17 protein-coding genes are annotated in these 15,016 nt (G+C 60.1%); 13 read left to right on the forward strand and 4 right to left on the reverse strand.

The window, feature by feature from the left end; translation table 11 throughout:
- Position 1: 1 nt before the first annotated feature.
- The 4 genes from AC07X9_RS04205 (at position 2) to AC07X9_RS04220 (ending at position 3,788) form a co-directional block, all read left to right on the forward strand.
- Positions 2-589: a restriction endonuclease gene (locus tag AC07X9_RS04205; RefSeq protein WP_048575779.1), complete on the forward strand. Its 588-nt coding sequence runs from the start codon at positions 2-4 to the stop codon at positions 587-589.
- On the forward strand, positions 586-1,143 hold the full coding sequence (locus AC07X9_RS04210) for a lytic transglycosylase domain-containing protein (protein ID WP_048575778.1): 558 nt from the start codon (positions 586-588) through the stop codon (positions 1,141-1,143). Before AC07X9_RS04205 ends, AC07X9_RS04210 begins: the two co-directional genes overlap by 4 nt.
- Positions 1,144-1,876: 733 nt before the next feature.
- Complete coding sequence (locus AC07X9_RS04215; RefSeq protein ID WP_053085621.1) at positions 1,877-2,428, forward strand: DUF8462 domain-containing protein; 552 nt, start codon at positions 1,877-1,879, stop codon at positions 2,426-2,428.
- 241 nt (positions 2,429-2,669) lie between these two features.
- On the forward strand, positions 2,670-3,788 hold the full coding sequence (locus AC07X9_RS04220; protein WP_086485519.1) for an NAD(P)/FAD-dependent oxidoreductase: 1,119 nt from the start codon (positions 2,670-2,672) through the stop codon (positions 3,786-3,788).
- Here AC07X9_RS04220 and AC07X9_RS04225 read toward each other — a convergent pair.
- The gene (locus tag AC07X9_RS04225) at positions 3,721-4,680 is read right to left on the reverse strand and encodes an HAD-IC family P-type ATPase (protein ID WP_231923296.1); all 960 of its coding nucleotides are present in this window, start codon (positions 4,678-4,680) and stop codon (positions 3,721-3,723) included. The genes AC07X9_RS04220 and AC07X9_RS04225 overlap by 68 nt on opposite strands.
- Positions 4,681-4,955: 275 nt before the next feature.
- Here AC07X9_RS04225 and AC07X9_RS04230 point away from each other — a divergent pair, with 275 nt between their 5' ends.
- The 7 genes from AC07X9_RS04230 (at position 4,956) to AC07X9_RS04260 (ending at position 9,509) form a co-directional block, all read left to right on the forward strand.
- A complete protein-coding gene (locus AC07X9_RS04230) occupies positions 4,956-5,492 on the forward strand; it encodes an adenine nucleotide alpha hydrolase family protein (protein WP_140159560.1) in 537 nt (178 codons plus the stop codon).
- Positions 5,493-5,660: 168 nt separating this feature from the next.
- Positions 5,661-6,761, forward strand: a complete 1,101-nt coding sequence (repC, locus tag AC07X9_RS04235; RefSeq protein ID WP_086485520.1) for a replication initiation protein RepC — start codon at positions 5,661-5,663, stop codon at positions 6,759-6,761.
- 231 nt (positions 6,762-6,992) lie between these two features.
- On the forward strand, positions 6,993-7,550 hold the full coding sequence (mobC, locus tag AC07X9_RS04240) for a plasmid mobilization relaxosome protein MobC (RefSeq protein ID WP_086485934.1): 558 nt from the start codon (positions 6,993-6,995) through the stop codon (positions 7,548-7,550).
- Positions 7,537-8,565 carry a relaxase/mobilization nuclease domain-containing protein gene (locus AC07X9_RS04245; protein WP_086485521.1) on the forward strand — a complete coding sequence of 343 codons (1,029 nt, stop codon included), beginning with the start codon at positions 7,537-7,539 and terminating at the stop codon, positions 8,563-8,565. The genes mobC and AC07X9_RS04245 overlap by 14 nt, the downstream gene beginning before the upstream one ends.
- A gap of 114 nt (positions 8,566-8,679) precedes the next feature.
- On the forward strand, positions 8,680-8,934 hold the full coding sequence (locus AC07X9_RS04250) for an antitoxin (protein ID WP_086485522.1): 255 nt from the start codon (positions 8,680-8,682) through the stop codon (positions 8,932-8,934).
- A complete protein-coding gene (locus AC07X9_RS04255; protein WP_086485523.1) occupies positions 8,931-9,242 on the forward strand; it encodes a type II toxin-antitoxin system RelE/ParE family toxin in 312 nt (103 codons plus the stop codon). Before AC07X9_RS04250 ends, AC07X9_RS04255 begins: the two co-directional genes overlap by 4 nt.
- A gap of 18 nt (positions 9,243-9,260) precedes the next feature.
- Entirely contained in the window at positions 9,261-9,509 is a 249-nt protein-coding gene (locus AC07X9_RS04260; RefSeq protein ID WP_086485524.1) for a hypothetical protein, read from the forward strand.
- Positions 9,510-10,031: 522 nt separating this feature from the next.
- Here the strand turns inward: AC07X9_RS04260 and AC07X9_RS04265 are convergent.
- The 3 genes from AC07X9_RS04265 to istA all read right to left on the reverse strand — a co-directional run bounded on the left by AC07X9_RS04265 (position 10,032) and on the right by istA (position 13,245).
- A complete protein-coding gene (locus AC07X9_RS04265) occupies positions 10,032-10,802 on the reverse strand; it encodes a hypothetical protein (RefSeq protein ID WP_086485526.1) in 771 nt (256 codons plus the stop codon).
- 123 nt (positions 10,803-10,925) lie between these two features.
- Positions 10,926-11,732, reverse strand: a complete 807-nt coding sequence (gene istB / locus AC07X9_RS04270; protein ID WP_069338825.1) for an IS21-like element helper ATPase IstB — start codon at positions 11,730-11,732, stop codon at positions 10,926-10,928.
- A complete protein-coding gene (gene istA / locus AC07X9_RS04275; protein WP_086485527.1) occupies positions 11,722-13,245 on the reverse strand; it encodes an IS21 family transposase in 1,524 nt (507 codons plus the stop codon). The genes istB and istA overlap by 11 nt, the downstream gene beginning before the upstream one ends.
- Between istA and AC07X9_RS04280 the strand changes: the two genes are divergently transcribed.
- Both AC07X9_RS04280 and AC07X9_RS04285 read left to right on the forward strand, forming a co-directional pair.
- On the forward strand, positions 13,244-13,801 hold the full coding sequence (locus tag AC07X9_RS04280) for an ABC transporter permease (protein WP_086485528.1): 558 nt from the start codon (positions 13,244-13,246) through the stop codon (positions 13,799-13,801). The two genes, istA and AC07X9_RS04280, sit on opposite strands and share 2 nt — an antisense overlap.
- A 1-nt stretch (position 13,802) precedes the next feature.
- Complete coding sequence (locus tag AC07X9_RS04285) at positions 13,803-14,930, forward strand: ABC transporter permease (RefSeq protein WP_086485529.1); 1,128 nt, start codon at positions 13,803-13,805, stop codon at positions 14,928-14,930.
- Positions 14,931-15,016 lie beyond the last annotated feature (86 nt).

The following is a 15,016-nucleotide window of genomic DNA, read 5'->3' on the forward strand; positions in this document are numbered from 1 at the left end:
CATGAATCTGAATCTTGTTCTCATTCTGATCCTCTGCACCGCACTGCTGGCGCTTCTCTTTCGTCACGACCGCATCCCCATCCGCCATCGATGGCGACGGCGGCAGGCCCGGGAGATGTGCGAGCAACTGCGGGGGCGGGACCGCGATCAGCCGGTCGCGCTCCATTATGCGCGGTTCCGCGCCATGGACCCGCTCGCGTTCGAGGAGTTGCTGCTCGAAGCCTTCGAGCGGCGCGGGCACCGCGTCATCCGCAATTGCCGCTATACGGGTGACGGCGGCGTCGACGGCGAAGTCATCATCGATGGAATACGCTTCCTGATCCAGGCCAAGCGCTACAAAGACGCCATCAGGCCCGAACATGTCTGGGACTTTGCCCAGCTCTGCGCCACCAGAAGGCAGCGCGGCCTGTTCATTCATACCGGCCGCACCGGCGGGATGAGTCGCGCCGTTGTCGATGGTGCGACGGGTATCCAGATCGTGTCAGGCCAGAAACTGCTCGCCCTGTTGACGGGGGCGCCGTTCTTACCTGACCTGTGTGAACCTCGTCGCCCCAGAGAAACCATCGCTTTCAGGCGGACGTCGTCATGAACGCGCTGTCCTGCTCACGATCGCAGCGACCCCGCTATTATATCGGCATCGCCTCGCTTTTGTCGCTCTCGCTTGTTCTCGCGCCAACGCCCGCACTGGCACAGCGTGGAGGATCGGCGGAGGCGGCCGAGCTCGCGCGCTGCATCCGCATTGCTGCGCGGGGCTATGGCTGGCTCGAAAAGACCCTCTGGGGACTGCGCAAGCAGGAGGCGGGCTGGATCGGAGCCGAAATCGCCAACACCAACGGAACGCATGACCTGGGACCGCTCCAGATCAACTCATGGTGGGTGCCCCGCATCGCCCGCCTCATCGGCAGGTCCGAGCATCAGGTCCGCCATTGGCTGCGCTACGATGCCTGCTTCAATGTCGAAGCGGCGCGCTGGATATTCATCTCCGGACTGGAGGCTACAGGCGACTATTGGAAGGCCATCGGCACTTATCACAGCCCCACCGCCTGGCGACAGCGGGCCTATGCAACAAAGGTCGCAACCCACATGCGCGTGAGGTTCGGACCGAAGGTGTTCGCAGCAACCGGTATCGACGCACCGAGATAGGGGCGACGAGAAGCGGGAACCGGTGGCCGGATATGGCAGTGTCGCCGTTTCCTGGGTGACTGGTATCCTAGGCTGCCATTGCTGGACGGCATTGGTGATGAGCTCGGCGCTACTATCTCAGCGTATGTGTTCGGGTGGGCCACGCGAGATGAACAGGTCAGTCAATCCTCGACCATGTTGTCGCTCTGGCGAAGGCAAACACTCAACTGGGCGTCAAACTAGCCGAGGTCTGGCGCGAGAGTGGGTAGAAGCTGATCGTCCTCGGCACCAGGGCTGAGGGGGAGGCCCGCGATGAAACGCTGTCGGTACTTCGCCGCAAGCTCTACGATATCACGCGGCTTGGCATGACAGTCGTCATCGCCGGTGACGAGACCGTGCCGCGTATTACCCCAGATCTGGCGTTTTTGGGGCAGAATGAACCGCAACGCTGTCGCGCTGGATCGCATTCGCATGGGCCGCGCCGCGCGTCCCAGTGTCCTCTACGGTCTTCGCGGTGTCGGCAAGACCGTGTTGCTGGTGACGATGCGGGATGCCGCCGAGGTGGAGGGGACGTCGATCTTTATGATCGAAGCGCCTGAGAACCGATCTCTCCCCGGCATTCTCGTTCGGCGCTTCGGGCGGCGCTGCTGCGGCTCCACCGAGAGAAGCAGGCTTCAGAGGGGGCGATCTCGAAGCGGATCTTTCGGATCTGATAGTCACGATAGGGAAGGCCGCACGGGAATGGGGTTCGGCGATGGAACTGGTGATCGATGAGGTGCAATACGTGCCTGAAGCGCAGCTTGCGGCGTTGACCAGCGCTTTGCGCCGGGCGAGGCAGAAGCAGTTGCCGGTGACGATGATCGCTGCAGGATTGCCTCAGCTTATTGGTCGAATGGGGCGCGCCAAATCCTATGCAGAACGCCTTTTCGAATTTGTTGCGATCGGGCTGCTCGACAATGTGTCTGCTAGAGATGCGATCTGCCTCCCGATTGAACGGGAAGGTGAAACGATCGAAGATATTGCGCTGAGCGCTATCGTGGATAGAACGCAAGGATATCCGTATTTCTTCCAGGAATGGGAGAAGCACAGTTGGGATGCCGCTGATATTCCCTGTCACAGAGGGGATGTCGATAGCGCGACGCGGAGCGCACTGGCCGAAGCGATGAGCGTGAAGGTTTCAAGCGTGGCGCCGACCCGCAACAATTTGATCGCCAAGGGGATGCTTTACAGTCCGGCCCATGGAGATACCGCGTTTACGGTGCCATTACTCGACGCGTTCATGCGGCGTGTAATGCCAAACGGCTAAGGTGAATATTTGGAATCGTTCTGTTCGGCTGCCCTATCCACCTGGCCATGTTTCATGAGGCCGAACCAACGGTGCTTACCCGATATGTTGGCAACTGGCGGCTTATCGCAAATAGAATGCCACCGGGATTGTCAGTTCCACCGAATCGGGGCGATCGGCGCGGTCGGTTGCAAATCCCAGCAATGGACGTGATTACAGAAGCGAAGATGGAGGCTCGTCGGAATGGCTATGAGAATTTAGGATGCGACCGAAGATTTTGATCGTGGGCGCCGGCTTTGGCGGAATGGCGGCTGTGAAAGCGCTAAAGCACGCGGATGCGGATGTACTCCTCGTCGATCGTACCAATCACCATCTTTTTCAGCCATTGCTTTATCAGGTCGCGACAGCGGCCCTGTCGCCGGCTGATATCGCCACGGCGAGCCGGGTGCTCCTGAGGCGAAACCGCAATGCGAGCGTCCTGATGGCCGATGTGACTGGCGTCGAACCGACCGCGCAGGTCGTGAAACTCGCAGACGGCAGAACGCTCCGCTACGATTATCTGGTCCTTGCCACTGGCGCGGCGTACAGTTTTTTCGGCCGTGACGAGTGGGCGGACCACGCAAAGGTCCTGAAATCGATCGATGACGCCTTGTCGATTCGGGACCGATTGCTGTTCGCGTTCGAACGCGCCGAGCAATGCGACGATCCTGCGGAGGTGACGAGGCTCCTGACATTCGTAGTCGTCGGGGGCGGTCCGACCGGTGTCGAACTGGCCGGCACCATTGCTGAACTGGCACGGACCACTCTCGCCCGTGATTTCCGGCATATCGATCCCCAATCGGCCCGCATCGTCCTGTGCGAGGCTGGCCAGCATGTCCTGGGCGCATTTCCCGGCGATCTGCCAGACTATGCGTCGGGCGCGCTTCGCTCGCTCGGCGTCGAGGTCCGTCTGGGCGAGGCGGTCACGCTCGTGGATGCGGACGGGATCGTTCTGGGCGATGAGCGGATCGACGCCGCTGTCGTGTTATGGTGCGCGGGCACGCAAGCGCGGCCCGCCGCGATCTGGCTTGGTGCCGCGGCTGCGCGCAATGGCGCCGTCAAGGTGACGGAGAATTGCTCCGTGCCCGGGCATGCCAACATCTTCGCGATCGGCGACGTCGCCAGCTTCGATCCGGGCACGGCCAAACCGCTGCCCGGCCTGGCCCCCGTGGCGAAGCAACAGGGAAAATATGTCGGAAGACTGATTGCCGACCGGATCGCGGGCCGCAAAAAGGCGGTGCCGTTTCGCTATCGCGATCTTGGTACGATGGCGGTCATCGGCAGATCCCGCGCGATCGCCGATTTCGGTCGTTCATTCTTTGTACGCCGATGGCAAGCGTGATGGTGATCACCGCCGGCAGTCCTTCCGGAATGATACCGACGGCAAGGGCCACGACCGCGATCAGCGCATCGACCCAATGAAACTCGCGCGCCAGTACGGCGAAGGCGAACAGCGCGACGGAGCCAGCCAGGACGACTAGGGTGAAGCGGTGGGCAAAGCGGTTGATCTGGCGCAGAAGAGGCGTGGCCACGGTTGCGACACCCTGGAGCAGACCGCTGATCCGGCCGATCTGCGTATTTAGCCCTGTTCCCGTTACGACCCCGGTCGCCTGACCCGATGCGACCAGCGTGCCGGAATAGGCCATGCTGAGACGGTCAGCCAAATCTGCCTCGGTCGCCACAGGGCTGTCCTGCTTTTCCACCGGCAGGGACTCTCCTGTCAGTGGCGCTTCGTCGATAAGCAAGCCGCGGGTGCGGATCAGACGCATATCAGCGGGGACGCGGTCGCCGGCCTCCAGCAAAATGATATCGCCGGGCACGACCTGCGGAACAGGGATCGTCTCTTTCGCGCCGGCCCGCAGCACTGTCGCATGCGGCGCGATCATGTCGCGGATCGCCCCCAGAGCCCGCTCGGCCTTGCCCTCCTGGACGAAGCCGACAATCGCGTTGATCAGCACCACAACGAAAATGACCGCGGCGTCGACGATGTGGCCGAGCAGCGCAGCCGCAGCTGCTGCGGCGAGAAGAAAATAGATAAGGGCGCTGTTGAACTGCGCCAGGAAACGGATGAGCGCAGGGGTCGAGCGAGCCTGGGGCAGGGCGTTGGGACCATGAAACCGATATCGTTCTGCAGCTTCGGCATGGTTCAAGCCTGCGCCGTCGACACCGAGTTCATCGAGGACGGTGTCGGTATCGAGCGAGTGATAGTCTCTGGTTGAACCGGCCACGCTCACGTTTCGTTGTTCCTTTGCAATAGGGCGGTCTTCCAGGTGCCGCGCTTCCCGCTGCTTTCATCCATGTCACCAGAGGCTACGCGATTTGAAGCCTCATGGTTTGTCTGCGCGGTTACGGATTTGTAACATTTGCGGGAAGGGTGCCCTGTTCCGATGAGGGTTATGAAGAAGAAAGCATCTATACTCCAGAGTTTCCTTTTTATATGGTGGCTTGCGCTTGGCCCGAGGGCGCTTCCGTACCTCCATGGGCCGGCATATCTTCAGGGTGATGACCATTGCTGACCAGTTGGAGAGATATCGCCGTATTCCTGAATGCCAGGCCTGAAGGAGAACGGATTGGTCGCCATGCGGCAGCGCTTGCGCAGCGTCATGATGCCCATCTCATCGGGATTTATGGTGTCGCCCGCACACCGCTCGATCCCGCGTCCAGCTATGCGCGTGGCGGGGCAATATCTTCCGTCATTCAGAAACAGAGAGAAGAGGATGAGCAGCGCGCCGTTGCCGCCGCACGTCATTTCGCCGATCTGACCGAAGAATATGGCATCCGTTCGGAGTTCCGCATCATATGGCATGACGGCACCAATGATGATGCGATGTTGCGGGCATTGCATTGCGACCTGATCGTCGCAACCCATCCTTTGCTGGATTTTCTCCCATCGTCCTGGTCCGCCGAACGTCTTTTGCTCGCGACGGGTATTCCTGTTCTTCTTATCCCCGGCGACTGGCACGGGTCAGTGGTCGGGGATACCGTGATCCTTGCCTGGGCTTCGAGAAGTACGAGCCGCTGCGGGTTTCAATTGTCTAACCTCTGATTCTCGCCGCACGGAAGATCAAGCGGTTGCGGGGGCAATGTCTAACCGGGGCAGGCCGTCCGGCAGGCAAAATAAAACCCCCGCGAAGGCTGGCACCATCGCGAGGGCAAACCAAACCATAGCTGGGGATTGGCTCGCACAGTCTATCGGAAGCGAGGGGCTGGCGCAATGAGCATCACCTTGACGCATTCTGGTCTTCCAGATGGGTGCAGCCGCTTCGAACTGCTGGCGGCGTTCGAAGCGGTGGCCAAGGTTCATTATCGCCTCTCCCGCACCGCCATCGCCTTGGTTCGACACTATGTGCTGAAGACTTCCGATGAGGATTATCTGCGTGGCCGCATTTGCGCGGTCTGGGGACAGGTATGTCGCACCGCTCGCGCGCTAAACTTGTCGCCCAGGTCGATTAACTCAGCCGAACGCGAACTGGAGGAGGCCGGCTTCCTTGTCCGATCGATGGGGACTAATGGCGCCCGGTCAGGAGATCGCCGTGATGGGCGGATTACATGGGCCGCGGGCATCAATCTGGCTCCCCTGATCCAGCGCCATCGGGAGATGCTGGACAAGATGGATGCACTGCGGCTCCGCAATCACACCTTCGACCGATGCAGGGCTGAGATACGGCAGATTAACCGTGCCATCAGGAAGAGCGAGAGTGCTGAGGCACAGGCGCTTGCAGCCGACATATTGCCCCATGGCCGCACGGCGCGCATCGCTGACCTAACCCGATTGGAGGCGATCAAGGCCGCACTGTCAGCGGTTTTGGCTGAGTTGGCGGAATGCTCCGGTGCGTCAAACACTTCCGATCGATCGGAAGAAAACTTCGCACCTGATATACCAACAAAACAATTTTCAAAAACCTGTAGCGCCGCCACCGCGTCGCGCCGCTCGCACGACCAGGTGACGCCGAGGCTGGCGTCGGCGCTTGCGACCGATGAGTATCGGAGCGTGCTGGATATGTATGGAGGGGTGAATTGGCCTGCCATCGTAGAAACGTCCTTCCAGATGGCGCAGCAAATGGGCATCGACCGACGAACGTGGCAGGCAGCTTGTGAGCGTCTTGGACGCGAGAGGGCCGCTTTGTGCGTCATAATCATCCAGCGCAATGCTGCACTTGACCCGGCTGACCGCTATCACGTCAGAAAGCCGAATGGCTGCTTGGCTGCCATGGGGGAGAAGGGCCTGCGGGGACAGGTGAACTTCTCGGGCCTCATGGGCGCAATCCTTGATCGCACGAAGCCGGATTTCTCCAGCAAGGGGCGCCTGCAGTGAGCGAGCGGGATTTGCCGGCATGTGAGCCATTACCGGTCAACGGTTCTGGCTGGTTACGGAGCAGACGATGCTGGTGGCAGCTGCCACCGTTTTCCAGCTTAATCGGGGTAGGTTTTGTTGATGGCGGGGTAGGTTTTGTTGATGGCAGGATAAGCCCGGCGGCGACAATTGTTAACGTCTGGTGCGTTCCTGACGGTCTGGACCGCTCCACTGAACGAAACCTACCCCGACATGGATAGGACACTGGCCTTCAGGATCGAGGCGGCCAAGCTGACCATGATCGATACGCTTGCGGGATCGCGAGGAGGTCGCGGCCCATTCATGCGCCAGCTTGTTGACGCGGTTCTCAGACAGTCCGGCGCGACGTGTGATGAACGGGAGCCGTCAGCGGAGGCTAAGCAAGGTGCTCAGAAACGTCTCCCGCGCCTGAGTCTAACCGATACCGAAATGATCGTACTCCGCCACCAGGCGGAGGCGCGGCGGATGACACCGACGACATGGGCCACGGTATTGGTACGGCGCAGACTTGGGATCGCGGCACCGGTTGATCGTGAACTGCGAGAAGAGCTGCTGAATTGCCGACAGGCGTTGCAGCGTATCGGCCGCAACGTGAACCAGCTAGCGCGGGCCGCCAACAGAATGGCTTTGGCGGATAATGCAGCCGAAATTGGTGAGGAACTGCGCAAGGTGAACGAGCTGCGGGCGGCAATCGGCGCTGCCGTCGATGGCATCGGCGCGGCGACAAAGGCGGACCTTTCATATTGGGAGATTCCCGGTGAGCGACTTTGACAGCAGCTTTGAGGCGCGCGTTCTCTCGGAACTCTTTCGGCCCAGGAGCGTGGCCGACCCCAATGTGCGCGGCGCACGCAAGCTCATGTCCGCATATGGCGGAGCGCGAGCCGGTGGCACACGCGCCCGTCTTGCTCGCGTGGTCTCCCGAACGCCAGAGGTTATGGTCAAAGTCACGTGCCGAAAGCAGGGCGTGCAGAAGTTGACCGCCCATTTCGACTATATCGGCCGTAAGGGTAAAGTTGCCCTGGAAACGCGCGACGGCGACATTCTTGCCGAGCAGATCGATCGGTCCGAACTTGCCCGCGATTGGAGCGATCCCGCCTATCGGCGCGACAAGGCAACGGTCGCTGCGGTGAGCATGGTTTTCTCGATGCCGGCAGGCACGGGCGCTGATGCGGTTCTCGCGGCCGTGGGCGAAGTGGCTCGCAGCGAAATCGCGCATGAGTGGGATTATGTGTTGGCGCTGCATACCGATACCCCGAGGCCTCACGTCCACCTGACCGTTGCAGCCCGAGGTGACACCGGACTGCGCTTCAACCCGCGGCGTCACACGCTTCATCATTATCGCGAGCGCTTCGCCGAAGAATTGCGGGAAAGGGGTGTGGCGGCCGAAGCGACGCCCCGCCGAGTGCGCGGGGTTGGTAGGGCTGGCCAAAGCACCGCGCTGCTGCGAGCACGGGAACGCTATAGGGCGGGCACTGGGCCCGCACCGAAAGCAAACGGGAAAATCACGGTTGCAGCTTATGCGCAGATCCGGTGTCAGTCTGGAGCGCCTCTTTTCGTGGCGCGCGGCAAACGGGCATGGGAAGCCGTGTGTCGACACTATCTTGCCGCCGCGCAACGCCTTGCGGGCAGCACCGATCCGAAGGACCGGCAACTCGCGGATGAGGTGCGAGCATTTGTGAGGGTTGGACGCTCTCCGACCGTCCACGAACGAACGGTGGCCGCGATGGAGCGGAAGATGAAGCGCGAAAGCCCGGAGCGCACACGATCGCCTGAGCGGTCCCGCTAGGTGGTGGCAGCTGCCACCGGTCGGTCGACGAATAATCACAGGACCATTAGCGCTGTCACCAGTGCCACAAATGTGCTAAATGTGGGTTTGTACAAAATGATGGAGCATCGAGACATGAGTCGACTGACCATCGACATTACCGACCAGCAGCATCAAAGCCTTAAGGCGATGGCTGCGTTGCAGGGCAAAACGATCAAGCAATATGCACTTGAGCGGTTGTTTCCGACCGGCGCCGGATCGGACCAAGCCTGGGGCGAATTGCGGACTCTGCTTCAGGCTCGCATCGAGGCAGGGCTTGCGGGCAAGGTGTCCAGCAAAAGCATTGACGAAATTCTCGAGGAGGAACTGGCCGAGGGCAATCGCATTTGAACGGCTATGTTCTGACGGATGAGGCGGAAGCCGATTTACGGAGCATCATCCGATACACGCGAAAGCAATGGGGCGAGGCGCAGGTTCGTCGCTATATTGCCAAGCTGCAAGCTGGCATTGCCAACCTTGCTGCGAGCAAAGGCGCGTTCAAGGACATGAGCGCAATCTACCCGGCGCTGCGCATGTCGCACTGTGAACATCACTACCTGTTTTGCCTCCCCCGAGAGGGCGCTCCTGCGCTGATTATCGCGATCTTCCATGAGCGCATGGACTTGATGACGCGACTGGGGGGTAGACTCGATGACTGATGTTGCTGGCGAAATCTGATGATGGATATTCTTGACGCCTATCGAGTCCGCATCGCGGAATTGGATTTCACTCCTCTCTCCGATGAAGCGGCGGCGCAGGCGCGCGCGGCTTATGCCGAGTCTGTTGCCAGTGCGCGGATCGAAGGAGCGGAAATGGCGGCGCAGGACGCAGCTTTCATCGAAATGCTGCTCGATATGCGCATGCCGCAGAACGTGGCGATGCCGCTTATTTTGCAATATGGTCACGACGCTGTTGCAGCGCATTGAAATCCGAAGACGGCCAATTGTCGGTTGAAGTGTGGTAGCCTTTGCCGCCCGGCTACGGAACCGAAGTCGATAAATCGGCAGTCCCTTCATCGGCCGGATTTTCGTGCGGATGAACGCCAGTAGATATCAAACCATCCCGGTTCCGCTGTCCGACAACAAAAGGCACGTCGAGCCGCCGGCAAATCCTGCGCAGAGAGGAATAAGCCGTCTTTCGCCGGCGGGGTGGAATGCTCATGCCACTTTCTAACACAAGTCTGGGATCAAATCTGCGAGTAGTGTCGCCATTTAGGGCCTTGGGTGCATTCGTGACGCGGCCATTGTCAAATACGAACCGGAATATCGATGACAGGCCGGATCGGCTCAAGCTGGGTAACGTAACGACGAACGACCTGATCATAGAGGTCAGCCGAGTTCTTCGCGTGAACAGAGATAATCATTGCATAGGACAGAGGTTCGGATGGCCGAAAATCCCGGCCTTCGAGCCTCGCATTGTAATGGATGTCGAAAGCGGGATTACGTAGGCTATTGCCACGCAAGGTTTTGGTCGCGTGAAGGCAGTTTTCCCATTTCCAGGCATCCTTGCGCAGCTCGTCCTCGGTCATTCCGTTCGAGAGCTAATCCGGTAGGAAGAATGACCTTTTGACCAGGAAGTGCTGCGGCCCGGATCGTCGGACGCAGCATTCGCAGGCGGGGCATTTCCCGAAGCGCCCTGACGACCGTGAAGGTAGCGATTTCATCGGCCAGGTCCACCGGCGCCTCTAATTCAAGAAAACACAATCCTCCCGCATAGAAGCGACGATTAAAGTTAGTCTCGACGCCAAGTGACGCGAGGAATTCTCGGAAATAGGGTAGGACAAATTGATCACCCGCGAGGGGGTCGGCGTGCAGCACCACTTCGAAAACGGCTTCACTGGCGTCCGGCAATCTACCCTTGATTTTGTCGTCTGAGCTGGGCGCTTCGATATCTTCCAGCGAAGCGAGATCGTTTGCGCCCGGCGCGTTCTCCGTTAAGGCGGGCAAGGCTTGATTCCAGTTTCGGAACGTCGCGCGCGGCGCCATCACGAACAACTCTGTCGTTAGCGCTTCCGCCGGCTCGCGGTTCCGGGAGCGCTTCTCGGGGGTGACCCTTTTGGGGCGGCTTCCAACCGGAGTGACGCCGGCGGCTTTGAGAAGCTCAAGCGGGTAGGCGGATTTGGACAAATACTCGGGATTGAGCGTTAAACCGACTACCGCCTGATCGTTGGGACAAGCCTGATCGGGCAACGCGTCGATCTGTTCAGTGGCTGAGGGCATAGCGTGGATGGTACGCTAAACAACGCTAAGAGCGAACAATCAGCGAACGCTTAGGCCGCAAGGCTGTTGATTTCCACTGAGAAGTGACCCGGGTTTTCCATCGAGAAGTGACCCGTCTGCGGATTATGTTTCGGGTGTCATGGGTGGGTCAACCCGTGGTTTTCTCCTTTGGGTTCTGGCCTGCTTGGCAGAGCTGTTTTTGAAGCGGAAGCTATCGTTGCCGGTCTCCAGGATGTGGCAGTGATGGGTAAGCCGATCGAGAAGCGCCGTGGTCATTTTGGCGTCGCCGAACACGGTGGCCCATTCGCTGAAGCTCAGGTTTGTGGTGATGATGACGCTGGTGCGCTCGTAGAGTTTGCTCAGCAGATGGAAGAGCAGCGCGCCACCTGAAGCACTGAACGGCAGATATCCAAGCTCATCCAGGATAACGAGATCGGAGTGCAGGAGGCGATTGGCGATCTGACCGGCCTTGCCCTGTGCTTTTTCCTGCTCGAGCGCATTGACCAGTTCGACCGTCGAGAAGAAGCGGACGCGCTTTCGATGATGTTCGATGGCCTGGATGCCCAGCGCGGTTGCCACATGGCTCTTGCCGGTGCCAGGACCGCCGACCAGCACGATATTGTCGGCGATGTCGATGAAGTCGCAGCGATGCAACTGACGCACCAGAGCTTCATTGACCTCGCTACTGGTAAAGTCGAAGCCGGCCAGATCGCGATAGACAGGGAAGCGCGCGATCTTGAGCTGATAGGCCACAGACCGAACCTCCCGTTCTGCTGTCTCGGCTTTGAGCAACTGGGAGAGGATCGGGATGGCGGCTTCGAAGGCTGGAGATCCCTGTTCCATGAGATCGGTGACGGCCTGCGCCATGCCATGCATCTTGAGGCTGCGGAGCATGACAACGATGGCGCCGCTGGCAGGGTCATGACGCATGACGCTTCTCCTTGCGCAGATCATCATAGCGTTCGACATTGGCCATCGGCTCGCTGACCAGCTTGAGCGCCTGGGGCGCCGTCACCGGCGGCGTGGAGATCGGTTTTCCGTCGACCAGCCTATAGAGCAGATTGAGGATATGGGTCTTGGTCGGAACGCCAGCCTCCAGCGCCATGGTGACCGCCGTCAGCACCAGTTGCTCATCATGATGAAGAACCAGCGCCAGTATTTCGACCATTTCCCTGTCGCCGCCAGGATTGCGCAACAGATGTCGCTGCAGACGCTGGAACGCATCGGGTAGCTCAAGGAAGGGCGCTCCGTTGCGCAGGGCGCCGGGTTTGCGCTGCACGACCGCCAGATAATGACGCCAGTCATAAACCGTATGACCTGGACCGTCGTGAGAGCGGTTGATGATGCGCTGATGCGCGCAGATTGGCTGCCCCTCGGCGACGACCTGGAAGCGATCAGGATAGACGCGCAGGCTGACAGTGCGATTGGCGAAAGAGGCCGGTACGCTGTAGCGATTGCGCTCAAAGTGGATGAGGCACGTCGGCGATACCCGTTTGCGATATTCCACAAAACCATCGAAGGGCCTGCCCGCAACCATCAGACACTCAGATTCATCGGCCCAGGCATTGGCAACCGACCCGGGTTCGATCCCGTGAGAGATGTCCTCCCATAACGCCTTGCAGCGCTCCTCCAGCCACAGGTTCAGCGCATCAAGGCTCTCGGCCTGCGGCGTGGGTTGCCACAGACGGTGCCGCGCATCCTGGACATTCTTCTCGACCTGCCCCTTTTCCCATCCCGCAGCCGGGTTACAGAACTCGGCTTCGAACAGATAGTGGCTGACCATCGTCAGGAAGCGTGCGTTGACGGTGCGTTCCTTACCACGCCCGACCTTGTCGACCGCCGTGCGCATATTGTCATAGATACCCCGGCGCGGCACGCCGCCCAGCACGCGGAAGGCGTGATTATGGGCGTCGAACAGCATCTCATGGGTTTGCAGAAGGTAGGCGCGCACGATGAATGCCCGGCTGTAACTGAGCTTGAAATGCGCGACCTGCAGCTTGGTCCGAACCCCGGCAATGATTGCCCAGTCCTCGCTCCAATCAAACTGGAAAGCTTCCCCCGGCGCGAACGACAGGGGCACGAATGTCCCACGCCCGCCAATCTGTTGCTGGCGCCGATAATCTTCGCGCCAGTCCCGAGCAAAAGCGGCAACCCGGTTGTAGGATCCTTCATAACCCAGGCTCACCAGATCGGCGTGAAACTGCTTGATCGTGCGCTTCTGCTTGCGCGATCGGCCCATCTCGCGCCGCAGCCAGGCCGCCAGATGCTCAGCAAATGGATCCAGTTTGCTTGGTCGATCAGGCACCTTGAATCGCGGATCGATCGTCTCGGACCGCAAATATTTGCGGATCGTGTTGCGTGATAGTCCGGTGCGCCGCGCTATCTCTCGGATCGGTAGATGATCGCGAAAATGCCAGCGCCGGATAACGCTCAATAACGCCATGTCCAACACTCCATATACCCTCGCTTGCCAAAGCCAGGGACGAGTTCAACATGGGTCAATTCTCAGTGGAAATTTACGCCCTACCCGGGTCACTTCTCAGTGGAAATCAACACAACTGCCCTATGTCGCGCTCGCCATGGTCAATTTCATCGTCATGGTGCTGGTCTCGGCCATCCTCTTCGATGTTCTTCCCAATGGCAGCATCGTGGCCATGATGACGTCGGCTTTCCTCTTCTCGCTGATCGCGACGGGCATGGGTCTGCTTGCCTCCGCCATAACGCGCACCCAGATCGCGGCGATGTTCCTCGCCATGGTCGGCACCCTGATCCCGGCGGTGACCTATGGCGGCATGATAGATCCCGTATCGTCGCTCGAAGGGGTAGGGCGGGCGATCGGCGAGATCTATCCCGCAAGCCATATGTTCACGATCACGCGCGGCGTGTTCAACAAGGCGCTGGGCTTTGGCGACCTCGTCCACTCCTTCTGGCCGCTCCTGGTCTCGGGACCGGTCATCGTCGGTCTGGCGATCGCGCTCCTTAAAAAGCAGGAAAGCTGACATGCGCCAGAAGCTCTCCAACATCTACCGTCTGGGCGTGAAGGAATTGTGGAGCCTGTGGCGCGATCCGATGATGCTTCTGTTGATCGGGTTCAGCTTCACCTTGTCGGTCTATATGTCGGCTTCCTCCATGCCCGAAACGCTGCACAAGGCTGCGCTTGCGATTGTCGATGAAGATAATTCACCGCTCTCGCAGCGGATCGTCGCGGCGTTTTATCCGCCCCAGTTCAAGGAGCCGGTAATGATTAGCCCGGCACAGATCGACCCCGGCCTGGACGCGGGTACATACACGTTCGTGCTGCATATCCCCTCCGGTTTCCAGCGCGACGTGCTGGCGGGGCGTCCCGCCGAGGTGCAGCTCAACACCGATGCGACGCGCATGTCCCAGGCTTTTACCGGCAGCGCCTATATCCAGCAGATCGCTCTTGGCGAGGCCAATGAGTTCCTGCAGCGCTATCGCGGCAGGACGGCGCTGCCGGTCGACCTCGAGCTGCGCGCCCGGTTCAATCCGACCCTCGACAAGAGCTGGTTCGGCGGCCTCCGCCAGATCATCAACCAGATCACGATGCTGTCCATCATTCTCACCGGCGCCGCGCTCATCCGCGAACGGGAGCATGGCACGATCGAGCATCTGCTCGTAATGCCTGTGACGCCGTTTGAGATCATGATGAGCAAGGTCTGGTCGATGGGGCTGGTCGTTCTCGTCGCCTCCTTCGTGTCGCTCACATTCGTGGTGCGCGGCGCGCTTGGCGTTCCCGTTGCGGGATCAACGACATTATTTTTCGCCGGCGCGGCACTTGTCCTGTTCGCGACGACATCGCTCGGCATCTTCATGGCGACGCTCGCGCGCAACATGCCGCAATTCGGAATGCTCGCGGTCCTGGTCCTGTTGCCGCTGCAAATGCTCTCCGGGGGCACCACGCCCCGCGAGAGCATGCCGCAGATCGTTCAGGACGTCATGTTGATTGCGCCTACGACCCATTTTGTCGAGCTAGGCCAGGCGATCCTGTTCCGCGGCGCCGGGTTCGATGTCGTCTGGTCCCAATTTCTCGCGATCGCGGGGATCGGCGCGCTGTTCTTCGCGATCGCGGTGTCGCGATTTCGCAAGACGATCGCGTCGATGGCTTGAGCGGCGGGACCGACGAATGAACGCAGAAAGATACAGAGGTTCGTCTGGTCCGATCGCGCTGACAGATGCGATGAAAGCGCCGCGGG

The organism is Sphingobium sp. GW456-12-10-14-TSB1, assembly GCF_059424385.1.